General features: G+C 68.3%; 15 protein-coding genes and 1 riboswitch. Of the genes, 5 read left to right on the top strand and 10 right to left on the bottom strand.

All coding sequences use genetic code 11. The features are described from left to right. Positions 1–99: 99 nt before the first annotated feature. The 5 genes from AC0IX4_RS01685 to dacB are packed head-to-tail and all read right to left on the bottom strand — an operon-like array spanning position 100 to position 5470. A complete protein-coding gene (locus tag AC0IX4_RS01685; RefSeq protein ID WP_471827814.1) occupies positions 100–1446 on the bottom strand; it encodes an amidase in 1347 nt (448 codons plus the stop codon). A 5-nt stretch (positions 1447–1451) separates the two neighbouring features. After that, positions 1452–2006: a hypoxanthine phosphoribosyltransferase gene (gene hpt, locus AC0IX4_RS01680; protein ID WP_042574214.1), complete on the bottom strand. Its 555-nt coding sequence runs from the start codon at positions 2004–2006 to the stop codon at positions 1452–1454. A 10-nt stretch (positions 2007–2016) separates the two neighbouring features. Then, a complete protein-coding gene (gene tilS, locus AC0IX4_RS01675) occupies positions 2017–3015 on the bottom strand; it encodes a tRNA lysidine(34) synthetase TilS (RefSeq protein ID WP_471827813.1) in 999 nt (332 codons plus the stop codon). Then, on the bottom strand, positions 3012–4043 hold the full coding sequence (locus tag AC0IX4_RS01670; protein WP_471827812.1) for a zinc-dependent metalloprotease: 1032 nt from the start codon (positions 4041–4043) through the stop codon (positions 3012–3014). The genes tilS and AC0IX4_RS01670 overlap by 4 nt, the downstream gene beginning before the upstream one ends. Positions 4044–4078: 35 nt before the next feature. Continuing rightward, on the bottom strand, positions 4079–5470 hold the full coding sequence (gene dacB / locus AC0IX4_RS01665) for a D-alanyl-D-alanine carboxypeptidase/D-alanyl-D-alanine endopeptidase (RefSeq protein ID WP_471827811.1): 1392 nt from the start codon (positions 5468–5470) through the stop codon (positions 4079–4081). Between the two features lie 146 nt (positions 5471–5616). Here dacB and AC0IX4_RS01660 point away from each other — a divergent pair, with 146 nt between their 5' ends. Both AC0IX4_RS01660 and AC0IX4_RS01655 read left to right on the top strand, forming a co-directional pair. Continuing rightward, on the top strand, positions 5617–6108 hold the full coding sequence (locus AC0IX4_RS01660; RefSeq protein WP_042574218.1) for an inorganic diphosphatase: 492 nt from the start codon (positions 5617–5619) through the stop codon (positions 6106–6108). Between the two features lie 163 nt (positions 6109–6271). Next, complete coding sequence (locus AC0IX4_RS01655; RefSeq protein ID WP_056071777.1) at positions 6272–6724, top strand: nitrogen regulation protein NR(II); 453 nt, start codon at positions 6272–6274, stop codon at positions 6722–6724. A gap of 18 nt (positions 6725–6742) precedes the next feature. Here the strand turns inward: AC0IX4_RS01655 and AC0IX4_RS01650 are convergent, their stop codons facing one another. Next, the gene (locus tag AC0IX4_RS01650; protein WP_471827810.1) at positions 6743–7594 is read right to left on the bottom strand and encodes a crotonase/enoyl-CoA hydratase family protein; all 852 of its coding nucleotides are present in this window, start codon (positions 7592–7594) and stop codon (positions 6743–6745) included. 72 nt (positions 7595–7666) lie between these two features. On the opposite strand from AC0IX4_RS01650, the gene AC0IX4_RS01645 reads away from it, so the two are divergent. After that, on the top strand, positions 7667–8149 hold the full coding sequence (locus AC0IX4_RS01645; protein WP_471827809.1) for a YbaK/EbsC family protein: 483 nt from the start codon (positions 7667–7669) through the stop codon (positions 8147–8149). Here the strand turns inward: AC0IX4_RS01645 and AC0IX4_RS01640 are convergent, their stop codons facing one another. Next, the gene (locus AC0IX4_RS01640; RefSeq protein WP_056071783.1) at positions 8150–8590 is read right to left on the bottom strand and encodes a hypothetical protein; all 441 of its coding nucleotides are present in this window, start codon (positions 8588–8590) and stop codon (positions 8150–8152) included. It lies immediately after the preceding gene. 123 nt (positions 8591–8713) lie between these two features. Beyond that, positions 8714–9970: an aminotransferase class V-fold PLP-dependent enzyme gene (locus tag AC0IX4_RS01635; protein WP_471827808.1), complete on the bottom strand. Its 1257-nt coding sequence runs from the start codon at positions 9968–9970 to the stop codon at positions 8714–8716. A 56-nt stretch (positions 9971–10026) separates the two neighbouring features. Beyond that, positions 10027–10143: riboswitch (SAM riboswitch) on the bottom strand. Between the two features lie 154 nt (positions 10144–10297). On the opposite strand from AC0IX4_RS01635, the gene AC0IX4_RS01630 reads away from it, so the two are divergent. Then, entirely contained in the window at positions 10298–14158 is a 3861-nt protein-coding gene (locus AC0IX4_RS01630) for a Pls/PosA family non-ribosomal peptide synthetase (RefSeq protein WP_471828322.1), read from the top strand. Next, positions 14155–15474: a M1 family metallopeptidase gene (locus AC0IX4_RS01625; protein ID WP_471827807.1), complete on the top strand. Its 1320-nt coding sequence runs from the start codon at positions 14155–14157 to the stop codon at positions 15472–15474. The genes AC0IX4_RS01630 and AC0IX4_RS01625 overlap by 4 nt, the downstream gene beginning before the upstream one ends. Before the next feature lie 16 nt (positions 15475–15490). On the opposite strand, the gene AC0IX4_RS01620 is transcribed toward AC0IX4_RS01625, so the two are convergent. Then, positions 15491–16699: an MFS transporter gene (locus tag AC0IX4_RS01620; protein ID WP_471827806.1), complete on the bottom strand. Its 1209-nt coding sequence runs from the start codon at positions 16697–16699 to the stop codon at positions 15491–15493. Beyond that, positions 16696–17367 carry a GntR family transcriptional regulator gene (locus AC0IX4_RS01615; RefSeq protein ID WP_471827805.1) on the bottom strand — a complete coding sequence of 224 codons (672 nt, stop codon included), beginning with the start codon at positions 17365–17367 and terminating at the stop codon, positions 16696–16698. The genes AC0IX4_RS01620 and AC0IX4_RS01615 overlap by 4 nt, the downstream gene beginning before the upstream one ends. Positions 17368–17394: the final 27 nt, after the last annotated feature.

The raw sequence follows: 17394 nt of genomic DNA, 5'->3' as shown, positions 1-17394 counted from the left end.
TACCGCGGATGCGGACGGCTCGGCGGAGCGCGATATCCGGACAACGACCGGGGAGCCCCCTCGGTTCCCGCCGCGACCATGTCGCAGGCGTGGTGACTGCTACCTCACAGGGGCGGTCCGTGGCCACGGACGGGCCAGCTCGATCTGCGCGGCCAACGCCAGCAACAGGCGCTCCGACCCCGGCGGCCCCGCGAGTTGCACGGCGAGAGGAGTGCCCGACTCCGGGTGGATACCGGCAGGAACGCTGATCGCCGGCCACCCGAGCAGGTTCCAGGGAGCGGCGAACGGCGCGTACCGGATATTGGCCGCCATGTTGGCGAGCCAGCCGCGGGTGCTCCAGTCGATCGCACGGATGGGCGGTGTCGCCAGGGCGGGCGTCAGGACCACGTCGACGTCCGTGAAGTACGTCCGCATGTGCCGTTCCAGAGATGCGATCTGCGACGGCTTCACGAACCGTTCCAACCGGCGCCCCACCGCGATGTGACGACGCGTCCGCTTCTGCAGGGCCGAGCGGTCGAGTCCTGTCGCGTCGTCGGCGCCGCCGGCGGTCCATCTCGCGATCTGCCCGAGCGGGCTCGCCGGATACGGGAGCTCCGCGGTCGTCGTGCGGTGACCGTCGCCGTCGAGAAGTCGTGCGGTGTCCAGGGTCGCCCGGCGGAAGTGTTCGTCGACCCGGACCACCGGGGACGGTGAGCCGGCCGCGACACCGATCCGGACGGACTCCGGCCGGTCGACGTAGGCCAACGACGGATCGTCGGCCATCACCGACAGCATCAGGGCCGCGTCGGCGACCGTCGTGGTCAGCGGACCGTTCTCGGACATCCCGAACCACGAGTTGCGCCCCAGCTGCGACGGGACCACCCCGCGCCCGGGCTTGATACCGACGAGGCCGCAGTTCGCGGCGGGGATGCGGACGGAGCCCATACCGTCGTTCCCGTGCGCGATCGGCACCATTCCCGACGCCACCGCGGCGCCGGCACCACCGGACGATCCGCCGGGTGTGAGGTCGAGGTTCCACGGGTTCCGGGTGATACCGCCCGCGCCGTCCGTCGCGCCCCAGAGGCAGAGTTCCGGGACCGACGTCAGTCCGACGACGACGGCGCCGGCCGCGCGCAGGCGTGCCACGACGGGGTGGTCCGACGTCGCGGCATCCGGTGAGGTGGCAACGGATCCGTTGCGCATCGGGTAGCCGGTGACGGAGACGTTGTCCTTGATCGCGACGGGCACACCGGCCAACGGGAGCGACTGCAGATCGGCCCGGACCGCGACGGCGTCGGCCTCACGGAGAACCTCGTCGGGCCGGACCTCGACGAACGCTCCGATCGCGCCGTCGCGAGAGGCGATGGCGTCGAGCGCCTGCTGCGCGACGGCAGCCGGTTGGACGCGGCCGGACCTGACGTCCCCCGCGATCTCGGTCGCCGTCCGTGCTCCACCTGTCGCCACCATGGCAGTCAGCCTCCGTAGACCCGCGGTTCCAGTAGTCCGATGTAGGGAAGGTCGCGATACCGCTCGTCGTAGTCGAGGCCGTAGCCGACGACGAACTCGTTGGGAATGTCGAAGCCGACGTTGGCGACCTCGACGTCGACCTTGACCGCGTCGGGCTTGCGCAGCAGGGTGACCACCTCGAGGGAGGCGGGCTGCCGGGTGGTGAGGTTCTTCATCAGCCAGGACAGCGTGAGCCCGGAGTCGATGATGTCCTCGACGATGAGCACGTTGCGTCCGTGGATGTCGCGGTCGAGATCCTTGAGGATCCGCACGACGCCCGACGACGACGTCGACGACCCGTACGAGCTGACCGCCATGAATTCGAGCTGGCTCGGAATGGGAAGGGCGCGTGCGAAATCCGTCATGAACATGATGGCGCCCTTGAGGACTCCGACGAGCAACAGATCGCCTTCGGGCCCACCGACGGGATAGCGCTGGGCGATCTCCTCGGCCAGCTCGGCGATACGCGTTTCGATCTCCTCTTCGGAGATCAGGATCGATGCGATGTCGCCCTCGTACACGGGTGTCCCTTCATTCGAGCCTGGTTCGGTCTGTCTGCCGGACAAGGTGGAGCTTGCCACGTCGCCTCACCGCAACCAACCTCTCGCCGTGAGTGCCGCCGGCCACCGCGACGCCGCCCTGCCCGCGCCACCGCCCGATCAGATCGTCCACCGCTCGCAGCTGTCCGTCGCTGCGCACCGGCACCTCGTGGGTACCCAACCAGTCCCGGACGACACGACGGCGTATCGCGGCCGGAACGTCGGACAACGGCGCCAGTTCCAGCGCCCCGTGGTCGACGGTCAGGTCCAGCAGCTCGGCAGCTCGCGCGTCGAGCACGTCACCGTCCTCCCGTAGCTGCTCGGCGGTTCTGGCGAGCGCGTCGGCGACCCCGCCCCGGAGCACGTCCTCCAGCAAAGGGAGCACTTCGTGGCGCAGCCGGACTCTGGTGAACGACGGGTCGGTATTCTGCGGGTCCTGCCACGGGTCGAGTCCCAGCTCCGCGCACGCACCGACCGTGGCACTCCGCCGCACTCCGAGCAGGGGGCGGCCGTAGGGCGCATCCCACGGGGCCATCCCGCGCAGCGATCGCGGACCGGATCCGCGGGCGAGACCGAGGAGAACCGTTTCGGCCTGGTCGTCGAGCGTGTGTCCCAGCAGGATCGGCGACTCGCCGCGAACGGAGTCCAGCGCCGCATACCGCGCCCGTCGCGCGGCGGCCTCGGGTCCGCCGGGACCGTCGACGACGACGGTCACGACCTCCGCGGAGTCGCATCCCAGGTCGCGCGCACGCACCGCAGCGGCCTCCGCGATGTCGGCCGACCCGGGTTGCAGAGCATGATCCACCACCAGCGCTCGCACTCGAATACCCTCCGCGACGCACGCGGCGGTGAGCGCCAGGGAATCCGCTCCTCCCGAAAGGCCTACGCACACAGCATCGTTCACCGATCGATCGGTGATCCACGACCGGACTGCGTGCCGGACGAGCAGTAGATTCGGCCCCTCCGGGAAGTGCGGCGGCTGCCCCGTCATCCCAGTACGCGCGCCGTCCACCGCTCGGGGGACTCGATCTCCGACATCAACGGCAGCGTGTCGGCATCGGTCCAGATGGTATTGAACTGCTCCATCCCGACCTGCTCGACCACGGCGTCCACGAACGCCTTGCCGCGCACGTACTGCGCCATCTTCGCGTCCATACCCAGGAGGGCGCGAAGGATGCGCTGCACCGGGTTCTGCTTGCGGGTCCGGCGGCGGTCGAAGGCTTGCCGGATGGCCGTCACCGACGGCACGACGGCGGGACCGACAGCATCCATGACGTGGTCGGCGTGGCCCTCGAGCAACGTTCCGAGCACCAGAAGTCGGTCGAGAGCCTCCTGCTGCGCCGGTGCCTGCGTCGCGCGGAGCAGCCCGATGATGCCGCCGTCACCACCGCTGCGACCTCGGGCGCGGACCGCCTCGGTCAACCGTGCGACGACGTCGGACATCGGCTCGTCGGCACCGTCCTGGAGCACTCCGACCGTGTCCTTCATGTACGTCGCCAACCAGGGCGACGACGAGAACTGGACGCGGTGCGTCACCTCGTGGAGGCACACCCACAGGCGGAAGTCACTGGGTCGCAGTCGCAGGGATCGTTCGACGGCGACGATGTTCGGCGCCACCAGCAGCAGCGTGCCGTCGGGACCGGTGAACGGGTCGTACTGCCCCAGGATCGCCGTCGACAGGAAGGCCAGCATCGCACCTGCCTGGAGTCCGCCGGGCTTGCCGCCGAGGAAGGACGACCCCTCGTCGGATCCCCCGTCGGTGACGCTCACCAGGTGTCTCATCGACTCCGACGCCGCCTCGATCCACTCCGGCCGGTCGATGACCCGAGCAGCGGGAACGGGGAGGCCGTCAGCCAGTCCGGTGACCTCACGGACAGGGCCCTCCGCTCGAACGGACGCGTCGGCCAACTCGGCCAGCGCGGCGTCCTCGGTGTACTGCGTCATCTTCGGACCGCTCGGAGCCAACCGGGCTCCCGACCGCGCGGCGAAACCCCAATCGATCACACCGGAATCACCCATACCGCGTACCTACCCTCTTCGGATCGCCTGCTCGCTCACGTGCATCCACACGACCTGAGCGTCGACGCGAGCGCGTCGAGCGCGGGTCGACCGACCTCGGGTGGCCGATCGTTGGACATGAGAGCGAAGGTCAGGACGCGACCACTCTGATCGACGACGTATCCGGCCAACGCACTGGCGGTCGAGAGCGTTCCCGTCTTGGCCCGCAACCAGCCGGCCGCGGTGCGGTCGCCGGAGGCGTACCGGGCGGCGAGAGTGCCGGTGGCGCCGGCCACGGGGAGGTAGTCGAGCATCGGACGCAGCGTCTGCTCGCCGCCGCCGGCTGCCGTCGTGACGATCTGCCCGAGGACGCGCGACGGGATCAGATTGTCGACGGACAGACCGCTGGTGTCCTCGAGGACGACACCGGACACGTCCACGCCGTTCTTCGTCAGCACGCTCAGCACGGCTGCCGTCGCGCCGTCGAACGAGGCCGGGCCGCCCTGCGACTCCGCCACCTCGCGGCCGACGGCCTCGGCGAGGACGTTGTCGGAGAACCCGAGCATCTGGGAGAGTCGCTGCCGCAGCGGCGCCGACTGCACGGTCGCGAGCGATCCGGCTCCCTGCTGAGCTCGCCCGTCCGTCACGATCGCGGGGTCGAGGCCCAGGGCGCGCGCGAGCGCTCGGCCCGCATCGAGGCCTGGAGTCGCGCTGCGCGGCGATTCGTCCACGGTGGGAACGCTGCGTCCACCGTCGAGCGTGACGGGTTCGATGGGAGCGATGTATCCCGCGGCGACGTCTGCCGGGAACCAGCCCTGTGCGGACGACGGCCCGGTGTACGCGCTGCCGTCGACGGCGATCGAGGTGACCGCCGTCCCGGTCTTGCGAATCTGCTCGGCCAGATCGTCGATACGCGCACCGCCGTCGTAGAAACCGGGTCGGCCGACAGGCTCCGCGGTGAGGGTCGGATCTCCCTCGCCGGTCAGGACGACCTGGCCGGGCGCATCACCGGCAACCACTTTCGTGGTGACACGGTGATCGGCCGGTAGAGCCATCATCGCTGCGGCGGCGGTCAGGATCTTCGTCGTCGACGCCGGAGTCATCGGGGAGTCCGCGTCGACGCTCCACAGCACCTGCCCGGTGGCGGCATCGGCGACGGTGCCGGTGAAGCGGCCGAGGTCCGGGTTCTGCAACGCCGGCGTCAATACCGCTTGCAGTCCCGCAGGACTCGGCGCGGGAGCGTCCGGCGACACGGGGACCACCGCGGGAGCGGGGAGAATCGGCGCCGGTTCCGGTGCGAGCGCCACGTCGGTACCGGTGTCGTCGATGAACGTCGGGGTGATCAGAGCGACGCCCACCACGGCCGCGACGAGGATCGCGAGCGCCGCGACGACCAGTCCGATCCGCGTGCGGAGCCTCGGCCCGGTGGGACGCTTACCTGAACTCACGTCACTCCTCGCTCGTCGGTCACTCGCTGCAGCCTATCGACCCTTCACTCGAACCGAGACTGGGCGGACGGTTACTGTCTGACCACCGGTGCCTGTGAACAGGGCGCCGCCAGACGAACGTGGCCACCGAGCAAAGGACAGAGCACGTGAAGTTCGACGTGACCATCGAGATCCCCAAGGGTCAGCGCAACAAGTACGAGGTCGATCACGAATCCGGGCGCCTGCGCCTGGACCGCTACCTCTACACGGCGATGGGATATCCCGCGGACTACGGATTCATCGAGAACACCCTGGGTGAGGACGGCGATCCGCTGGACGCCTTCGTCCTGCTGCCGGAGTCGGTCTTCCCCGGCGTCCTCGTCGAGGCCCGCCCGGTCGCGATGTTCAAGATGGTCGACGAGGCCGGCGGCGACGACAAGGTGCTGTGCGTTCCCGCGGGAGACCCGCGGTGGGATCACATCCAGGATCTGTCGGACGTCTCCAAGTTCGAACTCGACGCCATCGAGCACTTCTTCGTGCATTACAAGGACCTCGAGCCCAACAAGCACGTCACCGGATCCGACTGGGTCGGCCGCGCGGAAGCCGAAGCCGAGGTCACCGCGTCGATCGAGCGTCTGAAGAACAACGGCGCCCACTGATCCACCGTTCGCGCAGGCAACCCGGACCCTGGCTGTTCTTCGGTCCGGGTTGCATGCTCCGCTGATAGCATCGCTCCCGGACGTCTCCGGCGGAGATGTGCACGAGAGACATCGACGGATACACCGACGACGCGATCGACGACGATAGGGTGCGGTACGAGCGATGAGTGACGCTGTCAGCGACCGGAGAAACTCCTCTTCGGAGGCTATCTCCACCCCTACTCAGTTCCCGTCACTGCCGGTCACCGTGGTGCTGGACCGCATTCCCGTCCCGGTGCTGGCAGTCGAGCCCGGCGGTTCCGTGGTGTTCGCCAACGAGGCCTTCGACGAGCTCATGGGCTTCGACGAGGAGAACCCACGCTCGGACGACGCACTGTCGCTCCAGGACATCTTTCCGGCCAGCGAGCCGCTCGGCGTCAACATCGCCGAGACCTTCCTGACCACCGTCGCTACCCGCGCGGATTCGCTGTGGCGGATGAGCGACTCGAAGGGCGACATCCTGCAGGTGCGCGCGAGCAAGTCGATCCTGCGTCGCGCGGAGGATTCCGTCGTGCTGGTCGTTCTCGAAGACTTCACCGACCAGCTGTGGAACGACCCGAAGAGCGCTTTCCGCTGATCGGGCCGTTCCGGGCGCTTACTTGCCCTCGAACTTCGGGGGGCGCTTCTCGAAGACGGATGTGATCGCTTCGGCCAGATCCTCGGACGGCAGGAACGCGGCGTTCCACGCTGCGACGTACCGCAGCGAATCATCTACGGCCGCAACGCGATTGTGATCCAACACCGACTTGATCCCGTGCACGACCAGGGGCGGGTTCGCGGCGATCTCGGCCGCGGTGCGACGCGCATGCTCCAGCATCGCGTCGACGTCGTCGACGACGTCGTTCACCAGGCCGATGTGCAGTGCGCGCGCCGCGTCGATGTCGCGGCCCGTCAGTGCCAGCTCCCGCAGATGACCGTCGCCGATGATGGCGGGCAGTCGCGCGAAGGACCCCATGTCGGCGACGATGGCCACTTTCACCTCGCGGACACTGAACTTCGCATCTGCACTGGCGTATCGGATGTCGGCCGCCGAGATCAGGTCGATGCCACCTCCGATGCACCACCCCTGCACGGCGGCGACGACGGGCTTGCGGCAATCGGCGACAGCGTTGATCGACGCCTGCATCCGCTTGATCATGTCGTGGAACGTGCTGCGCGGACCGGCCTGAGCCTTGTCACCCATGACGGCTCCGAAGTCGCCGGCCATGGCGGGCAGGTCGAGGCCGTAGCTGAAGTTGCGTCCCGATCCCGCGAGTACGACTGCTCGAACCTCCGGATCGGCATCGATCGCGGAAAAGATCAGCGGTAGTTCGGACCAGAAGTCGGGCCCCATCGCGTTGCCCTTGCCGGGACCGACGAGAGTCACCGTCGCGACGTGGTTCTCGGCTGACACGGTGAAGGCTTTCCACGCGTCACCGGACGGGGCTGTCGAATAGGCAGTAGTCATCCTCGAAGGATAGACAGCACACCGGACGGCCAGTACCCGGTGACGGGCCGCCGCGGCCGATATCCTTCGACCATGACCCGGATTCCTCATCCCGGCGCGGCCCACGTCGCGGACGTCCTGATATCGCGCGGTCACCACGGCGTCGTCGTGACCCGGCCGGAACCGATGCACACCGCACGTCAGGCGGCTGCGGCGAGCGGGATCGAGCTGGGTGCCGTGACCAAGTCACTGGTGATGCTTCTCGACGACGATCCGGTGCTGTTCCTGGTGTCCGGCGCCCACAACGTCGACCTCGACGCCACGGGCCGACGCGTCGACGGCATCCTCACCCGCGCACCTCGGGATGTGGCCGAGGACGCCACCGGCCAACCCGTCGGCGGTATCGCTCCGGTGGGTCACCCCACCAATCTGCCCACCTACGTCGACACCGCCCTCGCGGCGTTCCCGCAGTTGTGGGCGGCAGCGGGCCACCCGAACACGACGTTCCGTACGACGTACTCGGAATTGCTGCGCATCACCGCCGGGCTTGCCGTGGACGTCGGCCCGGACGTCTGATCAGGACGCTCGAACGCGCCGGATCGCCAGTGCAGGAACGACATCGGCGTCGATGGACCGCACGACATCGTCGGCCGACCGATCGACGATCGGCCGCAGGATCACGCCGTCCGCGACGTCGACCGCGACGATGTCCGCGATCAGACCTGCGAGCCCGGACGCGGTTCCGACGTACTGCAGCACGCCGTCGCGGGGCTTCGTCTCCGACGCGAGCACGTCTCGACGCGCCGTACGGGCGTCGGATGCGATGTGGACGTCGAGATCGACGAACACGCGCGAGTCGGGGTGGTCCGCCTTGAGGCGCGCGTACTTGTTCTGCGCCTCGGACAAGTCCGCCGCAGAGAAGCGCACGATGTCCGACTGCAGCGGCGCGATGTCGGCTCCCTGCGCGGCTACGGACGGGTCGAGAGCGACGAGGGCGTCGAGTGGAACGGTGGTCATGGGAGATCCAGTCAGTCGATGAGGAGAGCGTGTCGGGTGGTCAGCGGACCGGACACGCACTCGACGTGGCGCGGCAGTAGTCGACGTGTCGCCGATGCCACAACCCACCTCTCATCACGCTGCTCATGCTAACGACCCCGTGGTGACGCGGCGCCGCAGTGAGAGGCACGTCACAGCGACCGCCTCGACGACTCGGTCGACGTCTCCCTGCGTCGTACCCAGGCCGATGCTCGCGCGGACGGCGCCGCCGGAGACACCGAGACGATCCAGCAACGGATGCGCGCAGAACTTGCCGGCTCGCACCGCGATGCCGTGATCGTCGGCGAGCGCCGTGGCCAGAACGGATGGATCGACGCCGGCCACTGCGAAGGAGACGATGCCGACGATGTCCTCCGAGTCGGACCAGACACGCAGAACCTGCACCCCGTCCACCGCGCTCAGGCCGCGGATCAGCGCCGCGGTGCACTCGTGATCGTGGTCGGCGACGGCGTCGAAACCGATGCGCTCGATCTCGTCGCACGCTGCGGCGAGCGCTACCGCTCCCAGCAGATTCGGCGTGCCGCCCTCGTGTCGCTCCGGCGACGGGGCCCACCGGATGTCGACGCTCTCCCGAGCCGAGGCGTCGTCGATTCCGACGTGCTGCGTCGCTCCCCCACCCGCCAGGTAGGGCTCTGCTACGTCGAGCCAATCACGGCGTCCCACAAGCACTCCGGCACCGAACGGTGCATACAGCTTGTGACCGCTGAAGGCAAGGTAATCGATTCCGGTCGCGGTGAGGTCGACCGGACGGTGCGGAACCAGCTGAGCACCGTCGACGAGGATCCGTGTGCCGAACGAATGCGCGAGCGACGCCAGTTCCGCCAGCGGAAGCACTTCACCGGTCACGTTGGACGCGCCGGTGATCGCCAGCAGCGCAGCGGGTTTCGTTGCCAACTCCACTCGCAACCGGTCGAGGGTTTCGCGCACCGTGGTCGCGGACCGCACGACACGGCGATTGCGCCAGGGAAGAAGGTTCGCGTGGTGCTCGATGTCCAGCACCACCGTGTCACCGGGGACGCAGCGCGCCAACAAGTTCAGAGCGTCGGTCGTGTTGCGGGTGAACACCACGACATCGTCGTCGTCCGCTCCGCAGAACGCGTGCACGGTGTTCCGAGCGGCCTCGTACTCCGCGGTGCAGACACGCGACTTGTATCCGGCGCCTCGATGCACACTTGCGCAGTAGGGCAACACTTCTCGCACTCGATCGACGACGCTGTCCAGTGCGGGGGCGCTCGCCGCGTAATCGAAGTCCGCACAGCGGACGACACGTCCGTCGGTGCATGTGACCTCGTGCTCGCTGCCGTGGATCGACGCGATCGGGCGTTGCAGGGTGCTGGTCATGAGAAATCCCTCCGTCGAGGGATCGACGCACGGCGATAGCCGAGTAGGTGAGCGTCGATCCGCGCTTGCGGCGTTCCGTGCTCGGAACGCAGCCTGGTCGTCACCCGGAGCACCCCACCGCGGAGGAGGGTTGCCGACCAGCTAGCCGGGGCTTGATGCTGGTACTCGTGACCTGAGAGCAGAATGGCAAAGCGGAGCGCGAGTTGTCAACTCGTTCTCGTCGTGTCGGCCGTACAGCGGAGTTGTTCACCAACCCGCAAACTAGCCGTGCAATAACGTGTCGTCACGAATGTGAGAAGTGCTGTTCACCCCGAGAGGCCGCCCGACTTGTCCCTGCAGATCAGCATTCCCGAGGAGTACGTCCGCTCCCATCTGGCCGCGCCGGAGCGCACCCTCGTGGACATCCTGGAGGCCACCGCGCGTTCCTGGCCCGATGCGCCTGCACTCGACGACGGCACGACCACGGTCAGCTACGCCGAACTCATGGACAACATCGACGAGGGGGCGGGCTGGCTCGCGCGCCACGGCGTCTGCGCCGGGGACCGCGTCGGCGTGCGGATGCCGTCGGGGAGCTACTCCCTGTACGCGGCGATCCTGTCGGTGATCGCCGCCGGTGCCGCGTACGTGCCCGTGGATGTCGACGATCCGGACGAGCGCGCCGAGATGGTGTTCTCCGAGGCGGGCGTCACGGCCATCATCTCCGCCGGTGGAGTCACCAGCACCGGCGCGCCGAGTACCGGTCGCGACGTCGGTCGTCCCACTCCCGACGACGATGCGTGGGTCATCTTCACCTCGGGGTCGACGGGTAAGCCCAAGGGCGTCGCGGTGAGCAACCGCAATGCCGCTGCCTTCGTCGACGCCGAGGCACGGCTGTTCCTCCAGGATCGACCGATGGGTCCGGGTGACCGCGTCCTGGCCGGGCTCTCGGTGGCCTTCGATGCGTCGTGCGAAGAGATGTGGCTGGCGTGGCGTAGTGGCGCCTGCCTGGTGCCCGCGCCCCGCTCGCTCGTGCGCAGCGGCATGGACCTCGGCCCGTGGCTGGTCGCCCGCGACATCAGCGTCGTGTCGACGGTGCCCACGCTGGCCGCACTGTGGCCACGCGAGGCATTGGAGGACGTTCGACTGCTGATCTTCGGCGGTGAGGCCTGCCCACCCGATCTTGCTGAGCGCCTTGCTGTTCCGGGTCGTGAAGTGTGGAACACGTACGGCCCCACCGAGGCGACCGTCGTCGCGTGCGCCGCCCTGATGGACGGCGTCGGCCCGGTCCGCATCGGCCTGCCCCTCGACGGTTGGGATCTGGCGGTCATCGGTCCCGACGATCGACCCGTGCAGATCGGCGATGTCGGCGAACTCGTGATCGGAGGTGTCGGGCTCGCCCGCTACCTCGATCCGGTGAAGGATGCCGAGAAGTATGCACCCATGGAGTCCCTCGGCTGGGAACGCGCCTACCGCAGTGGCGATCTCGTGCGCCTCGAGCTGGAGGGGCTGCTGTTCCAAGGCCGTGCCGACGACCAGGTGAAGGTCGGCGGACGACGCATCGAGTTGGGTGAGGTGGACAACGCGCTGCAGTCCCTGCCCGGCGTGAGCGGCGCGGCGGCAGCGGTACGCACCACCGGATCGGGCACGCCTGTCCTGGTCGGGTACCTCGTCAGCACGGACCCCGACTTCGACACCGTCCGCGCGCGAGAGCTTCTGGCAGAGCAACTTCCGGCCGCGATGGTTCCGCGACTGGCACTGGTGGACGAGCTGCCGACGCGGACGTCCGGCAAGGTGGACCGCGCCGCGCTCCCCTGGCCGCTACCCCGACGCGGAGGTCCCGTCGAGGACTCGGCTCTCGCCGGAACGGCCGGATGGGTGGCCGAGTTGTGGAGCGACGTGCTCGGCTCCGAGATCGGGTCACTGGACGCCGACTTCTTCGCAGCAGGTGGCGGCTCGCTGTCCGCGGCTCTGCTCGTGACTCGCCTGCGCGAGCGGTTCCCCGAGATCACCGTGGCCCAACTCTACGACCACCCGCGGCTGGGTTCGCTGGTGGCGCTGCTCGACTCACTGGTTCCGCCACCCGTGACGGAGAAGCGGATCGTGACGCCGACCCCGCGGTCGGCGCAACTCGCGCAGGTACTGGCCACCCTGCCGTTGACGACGCTGACCGGGCTGCAATGGGTCACCTGGCTCGGCGTCGTGGCCAACCTTGCGTCGACTGTCTCCCCGCACGCGTGGTTGCCCACCCTGTCGTGGTGGTGGCTGGCACTCGGCTTCCTGCTGTTCGTCACCCCGGTCGGACGCATGGCTGTGTCCGTCGTCGGATCTCGCGCGCTCATGCGCGGCGTGACCGAGGGTTCGCACCCGCGCGGCGGGAGCGTCCACCTCAGGTTGTGGGCGGCCAATCGCCTCACCGACGCCAGCGGCGCATCGAACCTGTCCGGGGCACCGTGGATGGTCTACTACGCAAGGGCTCTCGGTGCGACGGTCGGGCGCGACGTCGACCTGCACACGTTGCCCCCGGTGACGGGCATGCTCACTCTCGGTGACGGGTGCGCGCTCGAACCGGAGGTCGACCTGTCGGGGTACTGGATCGACGGCGACGTCGTCCACATCGGCTCGATCGAGGTCGGAGCCGGCGCGACGGTCGGGGCGCGTTCGACACTTCTGCCCGGGGCGCGCATCGGCCGCAACGCCGAGATCACCGCCGGGTCCGCCGTCTCGGGCAAGGTCAAGGCCGGTCAGCAGTGGTCGGGATCCCCGGCCGCGAAGGTCGGCAAGGCCACCCATCCGTGGCCCGACGCGGCGCCCCCGCGCGGACGGGGATGGGTGCCCGTCTACGGATTCACCTCGCTGCTGCTGTCGGGGCTGCCCCTGGTGTCGATCGCCGCGGGTCTGCTGCTCGTCGTCGTCGGCATCTCGGACGCCGGAACGGGACTCGGGGCCGTCGGTCTCGGATTCGCGCTCGTCGCTCCGGCGGCCCTGATCTCGCTGATCGTGTTCGCGGCGATCACTCTGGCATCGGTCCGGTTGCTGTCCATCGGACTCGTACCGGGGCACCACGCGGTCCGCAGCCGGATCGGGTGGCAGGTGTGGGCGACGGAACGCCTGATGGACTCCGCTCGGACGTTCCTGTTCCCGCTGTATGCGAGCCTGCTGACACCGGGATGGCTGCGACTGCTGGGTGCCGACATCGGCAAGGACGTCGAAGCGTCGACGGTGCTGATGGTTCCCAAGTTCACCACCGTCGGAGACGGCGCCTTCCTTGCCGACGACACGATGATCGCCAGCTACGAACTCGGTGGCGGATGGATGCACCTCGGTGAAGCCAAGGTGGGCAAGCGTGCGTTCCTCGGCAACTCGGGGATGGCGGCCGCCGGACGTCGAGTGCCCAAGAACGGTCTGGTCGCGGTGCTGTCCGCGGCGCCGGCCAAGGCGAAGTCCGGTTCGTCGTGGCTGGGCAGCCCGCCCGTACGCCTGCGCCGCGCCCCCAACTCGTCGGACACCACGCGCACCTTCGATCCGCCGCGGAAGCTGAAGATCGCGCGCGCCGTCGTCGAGACATGTCGCCTCGTCCCGGTCGTCGTGTCGTTCGCCGTCGGCTTCGGCGTCCTCGCGGCCCTCACCGCCATTGCCGGCGAGATCGGTTACTGGGCGGCCGCGCTCCTCAGCGGCGTTGTCCTACTGGTGGCGGGAGCTGTCGCCGCGATCGTCTCGGCCGCCGCGAAGTGGTCACTGGTCGGTCGGATCGGTGCGGTGGAACACCCGCTGTGGAGCTCGTTCGTGTGGCGCAACGAGGTTGCCGACACATTTGTGGAGGTCGTCGCGGCGCCGTGGTTCGCTCGGGCAGCGGAGGGAACACCGGTTCTGAACCTGTGGCTCCGATGGCTCGGCGCACACATCGGGAAGGGAGTCTGGTGTGAGACCTACTGGTTGCCCGAGGCAGACCTCATCACACTCGGCGACGGCGCAACCGTCAACAGAGGGTGCGTCGTGCAGACACATCTGTTCCATGATCGGATCATGAGCATGGACACGGTCACGTTGGGGGCGGGCGCCACTCTGGGCCCGCATTGCGTCGCACTCCCCGCGGCAGGAATCGGCGCAGGAGCGACCGTCGGTCCGGCGTCGTTGGTCATGCGCGGTGACACCGTGCCGGAGTCCAGCCGGTGGCAGGGCAACCCCATCGCGCCCTGGACCGAGAAATGACCCAGGACGTCGGCGCGGCACGGGATTCCCCGATCGACCCGTACCTGCCGCAGAACGGCAACCGGGGCTACTCCGTCGATCGATACGAGCTGTCCCTCGAATACAAGGTGCACTCGAATCGATTGTCGGGCAAAGCCGTCGTCCACGCGGTGACCACTCGACAGATCTCCGAATTCTCCCTGGACATGGGTCCGGCGTTGTCGCCGTCGAAGGTCGGGATCGCGGGAATGCGCGGTGTGCGCTTCACCCACCGCGGCGCGAAGCTCACCGTGAAGGTGCAGCGACCGATCGCCGAGGGCACCCCGTTCGTTCTCACCGTGGCCTACAGCGGCAACCCGGCACCCATCAAGGGCGTCTGGGGCGAAGTCGGCTGGGAGGAACTGACCGACGGTGCCATCGTCGCGAGTCAGCCGAACGGCGCAGCGTCGTGGTTCCCGTGCGACGATCACCCGAGTTCCAAAGCGGCATACACCATCTCGATCACGACCGATTCGCCGTACCACGTCGTGTCCAACGGAACTCTGACGCACACGTACGTGAAGTCCTCGCGCACCACGTGGGTCTACGAGCAGCCGGAGCCGATGGCGACCTACCTGGCCACGGTTCAGATCGGCCTGTACGAGAGGCATCGGGTCTGCAACACACCGGTTCCCGTCGACGCCGTCCTGCCCGCGCGTCTGCGGCGCAACTTCGACCACGACTTCGGTCGCCAGCAGCAGATGATGGAGACCTTCGTCGAGTCGTTCGGGCCGTATCCGTTCGACTCCTACGCCGTCGTCGTCACCGACGACGAACTCGAAATCCCCATCGAGGCACAGACCTTGTCGATCTTCGGCGCCAACCACTGCGCCGGTGACCGCGGGTACGAACGTCTGGTCGCGCACGAGCTCGCGCACCAGTGGTTCGGCAACAGCCTCACCATCGGTCGGTGGAGCGACATCTGGCTGCACGAGGGATTCGCCTGCTACTCCGAGTGGATCTGGTCCGAGAACTCGAACGGCCCGTCCGCGCATCAGGAAGCCACGCGTGCGCACAGTCGGCTGTCGTCGCTTCCGCAGGACCTCGTCCTGGCGGATCCGACACCGGACGACATGTTCGACGACCGTGTCTACAAGCGCGGAGCCCTTGCGCTGCATGCTCTTCGGCGCACTCTCGGCGACGGACCGTTCTTCGATCTGCTGCGTGAGTGGACCACCACGTTCCGGCACTCGACCGTGGCCACTGCCGACTTCGTCGCTCTGGCGAAGAAGTACGGCAGCGACGACGACTTCTGGGAGTCGTGGCTGCGGAAGAAGCGGCTTCCCCGCCTGCCCTGACCGGGGTCGACCCCGATCAGCGCGCCTTTCTCCAGCTGGCGTCCTTCAGACCCACGAACACCAGGGTCAACGCCGCCAGGACTGCGCCGGCGACGAAGAGTTCCGGGTAGGTGACCGAACCGGGGAACTGCTCGACCACCACCGCCAGGATGGCCGGGACGGCGAAGCCGAGATAGGTGACGGAGTAGAACACGGCGGTCAGTCCGGCCAGGTCGTTCGGTCCGGCGATGCGCTGGACCTCCTGCAGTCCCGACACCATCGCCATGCCGTACCCGCAACCGAGCACCGCCGCAGCGAGCAGCGCCATCGGCACGGTGAGAACGTCCGCCGCGACGGAGACCAGTGTCATTCCGACCACGATGATCGCGAGCGCAACCATGATCGCCCGTGCATTGTGCGGGGTGTCGATCCGTCGGCCCACTGCCTGGATGGCGAAGCCGGACGACAGGGCGACGACACCGAGCAGTGCGGAGAACGCGATGGGGAACGATCCCGAATGATCCGCCATCAGGCCGGGCAGCACCGCGTAGGCGACACTGGCCGCGGTGAAGACCCAGGGCGCGGTGGGGAGAACCACGGTGAGGAAACGGCGGTGACCCGCCGACGGGATCTTCAGGTCGTCGATCAGCGAATTGGTGTTCTCGCTGCGCATCCGCGTTTCCGGGACACCGATCAGGACGGCTGTGGCGATCGCCGCGAGAGCGACGTGCACCAGGTAGGGCAGGACTTCGGGCCACGGCGCCCACTGCGCCAGCACTCCGGCGACACCGGCGCCGACGGCGAATCCGCCGGTCAGCGACATCGCGGCGCGGCGAGCACCCGCTCCGACCGTGTCGGTAGAGAGCTCCTTGAGCCAGCTTCCGCCGACCGCCATGCCCAACCCGAGAGCGACACCGCTGAGCACGCGGCCCGTGGCCAGGAGCGGGGCGGTGTGCGATCCGAGGGCGATGATGATCGACCCGGCCGCCGCGATGGCCGGCGCGGGGAGCATCAGGGGGCGTCGACCGTAGCGATCGGAGAGCGGGCCGCCGATCAGCAGCGCCGGAACGATGCCGACGACGTAGGCGAAGAGGAACACGTCGACGATGACGGGCGAGAAGCCGTGGCCCTCGCGGTACATGACGAGCAGCGGCGTGAATTCGTTGCCACCCCACGCGACGGCGAGCATGCCCAGTGCGACGGGCAGCCACGTGCGGGTGGTGGTTCCGCGATCCAGAACGGTCATCGGGATTCTGTCCTTGTCCGCCGCGACGCCAGAGAGTGCGTTGCGGCCATGTGGTCGACGAGGGCGGCGTCGTAGCCGGCGACGTCTCCCTGCTCGACGAGTTCGGTGAGACGTGTGTGGTCGTCGATGATCGACGACAGCACGTCCGGGTTGCGAGCCACGGAGTTCGCGGTCATGCGGCGCTGCCGGTCACGCAATCCTGAGTAGAAGGTCGACAGCAGGGGGTTGTCCCCGTGCGTGACGACGACGGTGTGGAAGTCTGCATCCTCGGCGGCGAAGCCGAGAGAGTCGCCCGCGTCGGCGAGCACGCGCTGCCGGTCGAGGCTCTCCCGCATCTGCGTGGTGGCGGAGGCTCGGCTCCCCGCGTCCTGGGCGAATGCCTCGAGTGACCCGGTCTCGACCAGTCGTCGAGCGGCGACCAGGTGTGTCGCTTCGTCCGGTGCCACCGGAACGACCAGGGCACCGCGTTTGGGGTAGAGCCGCATCCATCCTTCGGCCGCGAGTCGCAGGAACGCTTCGCGGACGGGGGTGCGGCTGGTGCCGGTGCGCTCGGCGATCTGCCCCTCGCTGATCAGCTCACCACCCGGCAGCTCGCCGGAGACGATGAGTTCCTTGACCGTCGCGTACGCCCGATCGGACGACGAGACGGTTGCATCTGTGTTGCGCACGTCTTGTATCTAAGCAGTGTTCCTGCT

It is taken from the genome of Rhodococcus sp. AC861, assembly GCF_979256035.1.
This window is presented reverse-complemented; position numbering and strand designations above follow the sequence as displayed.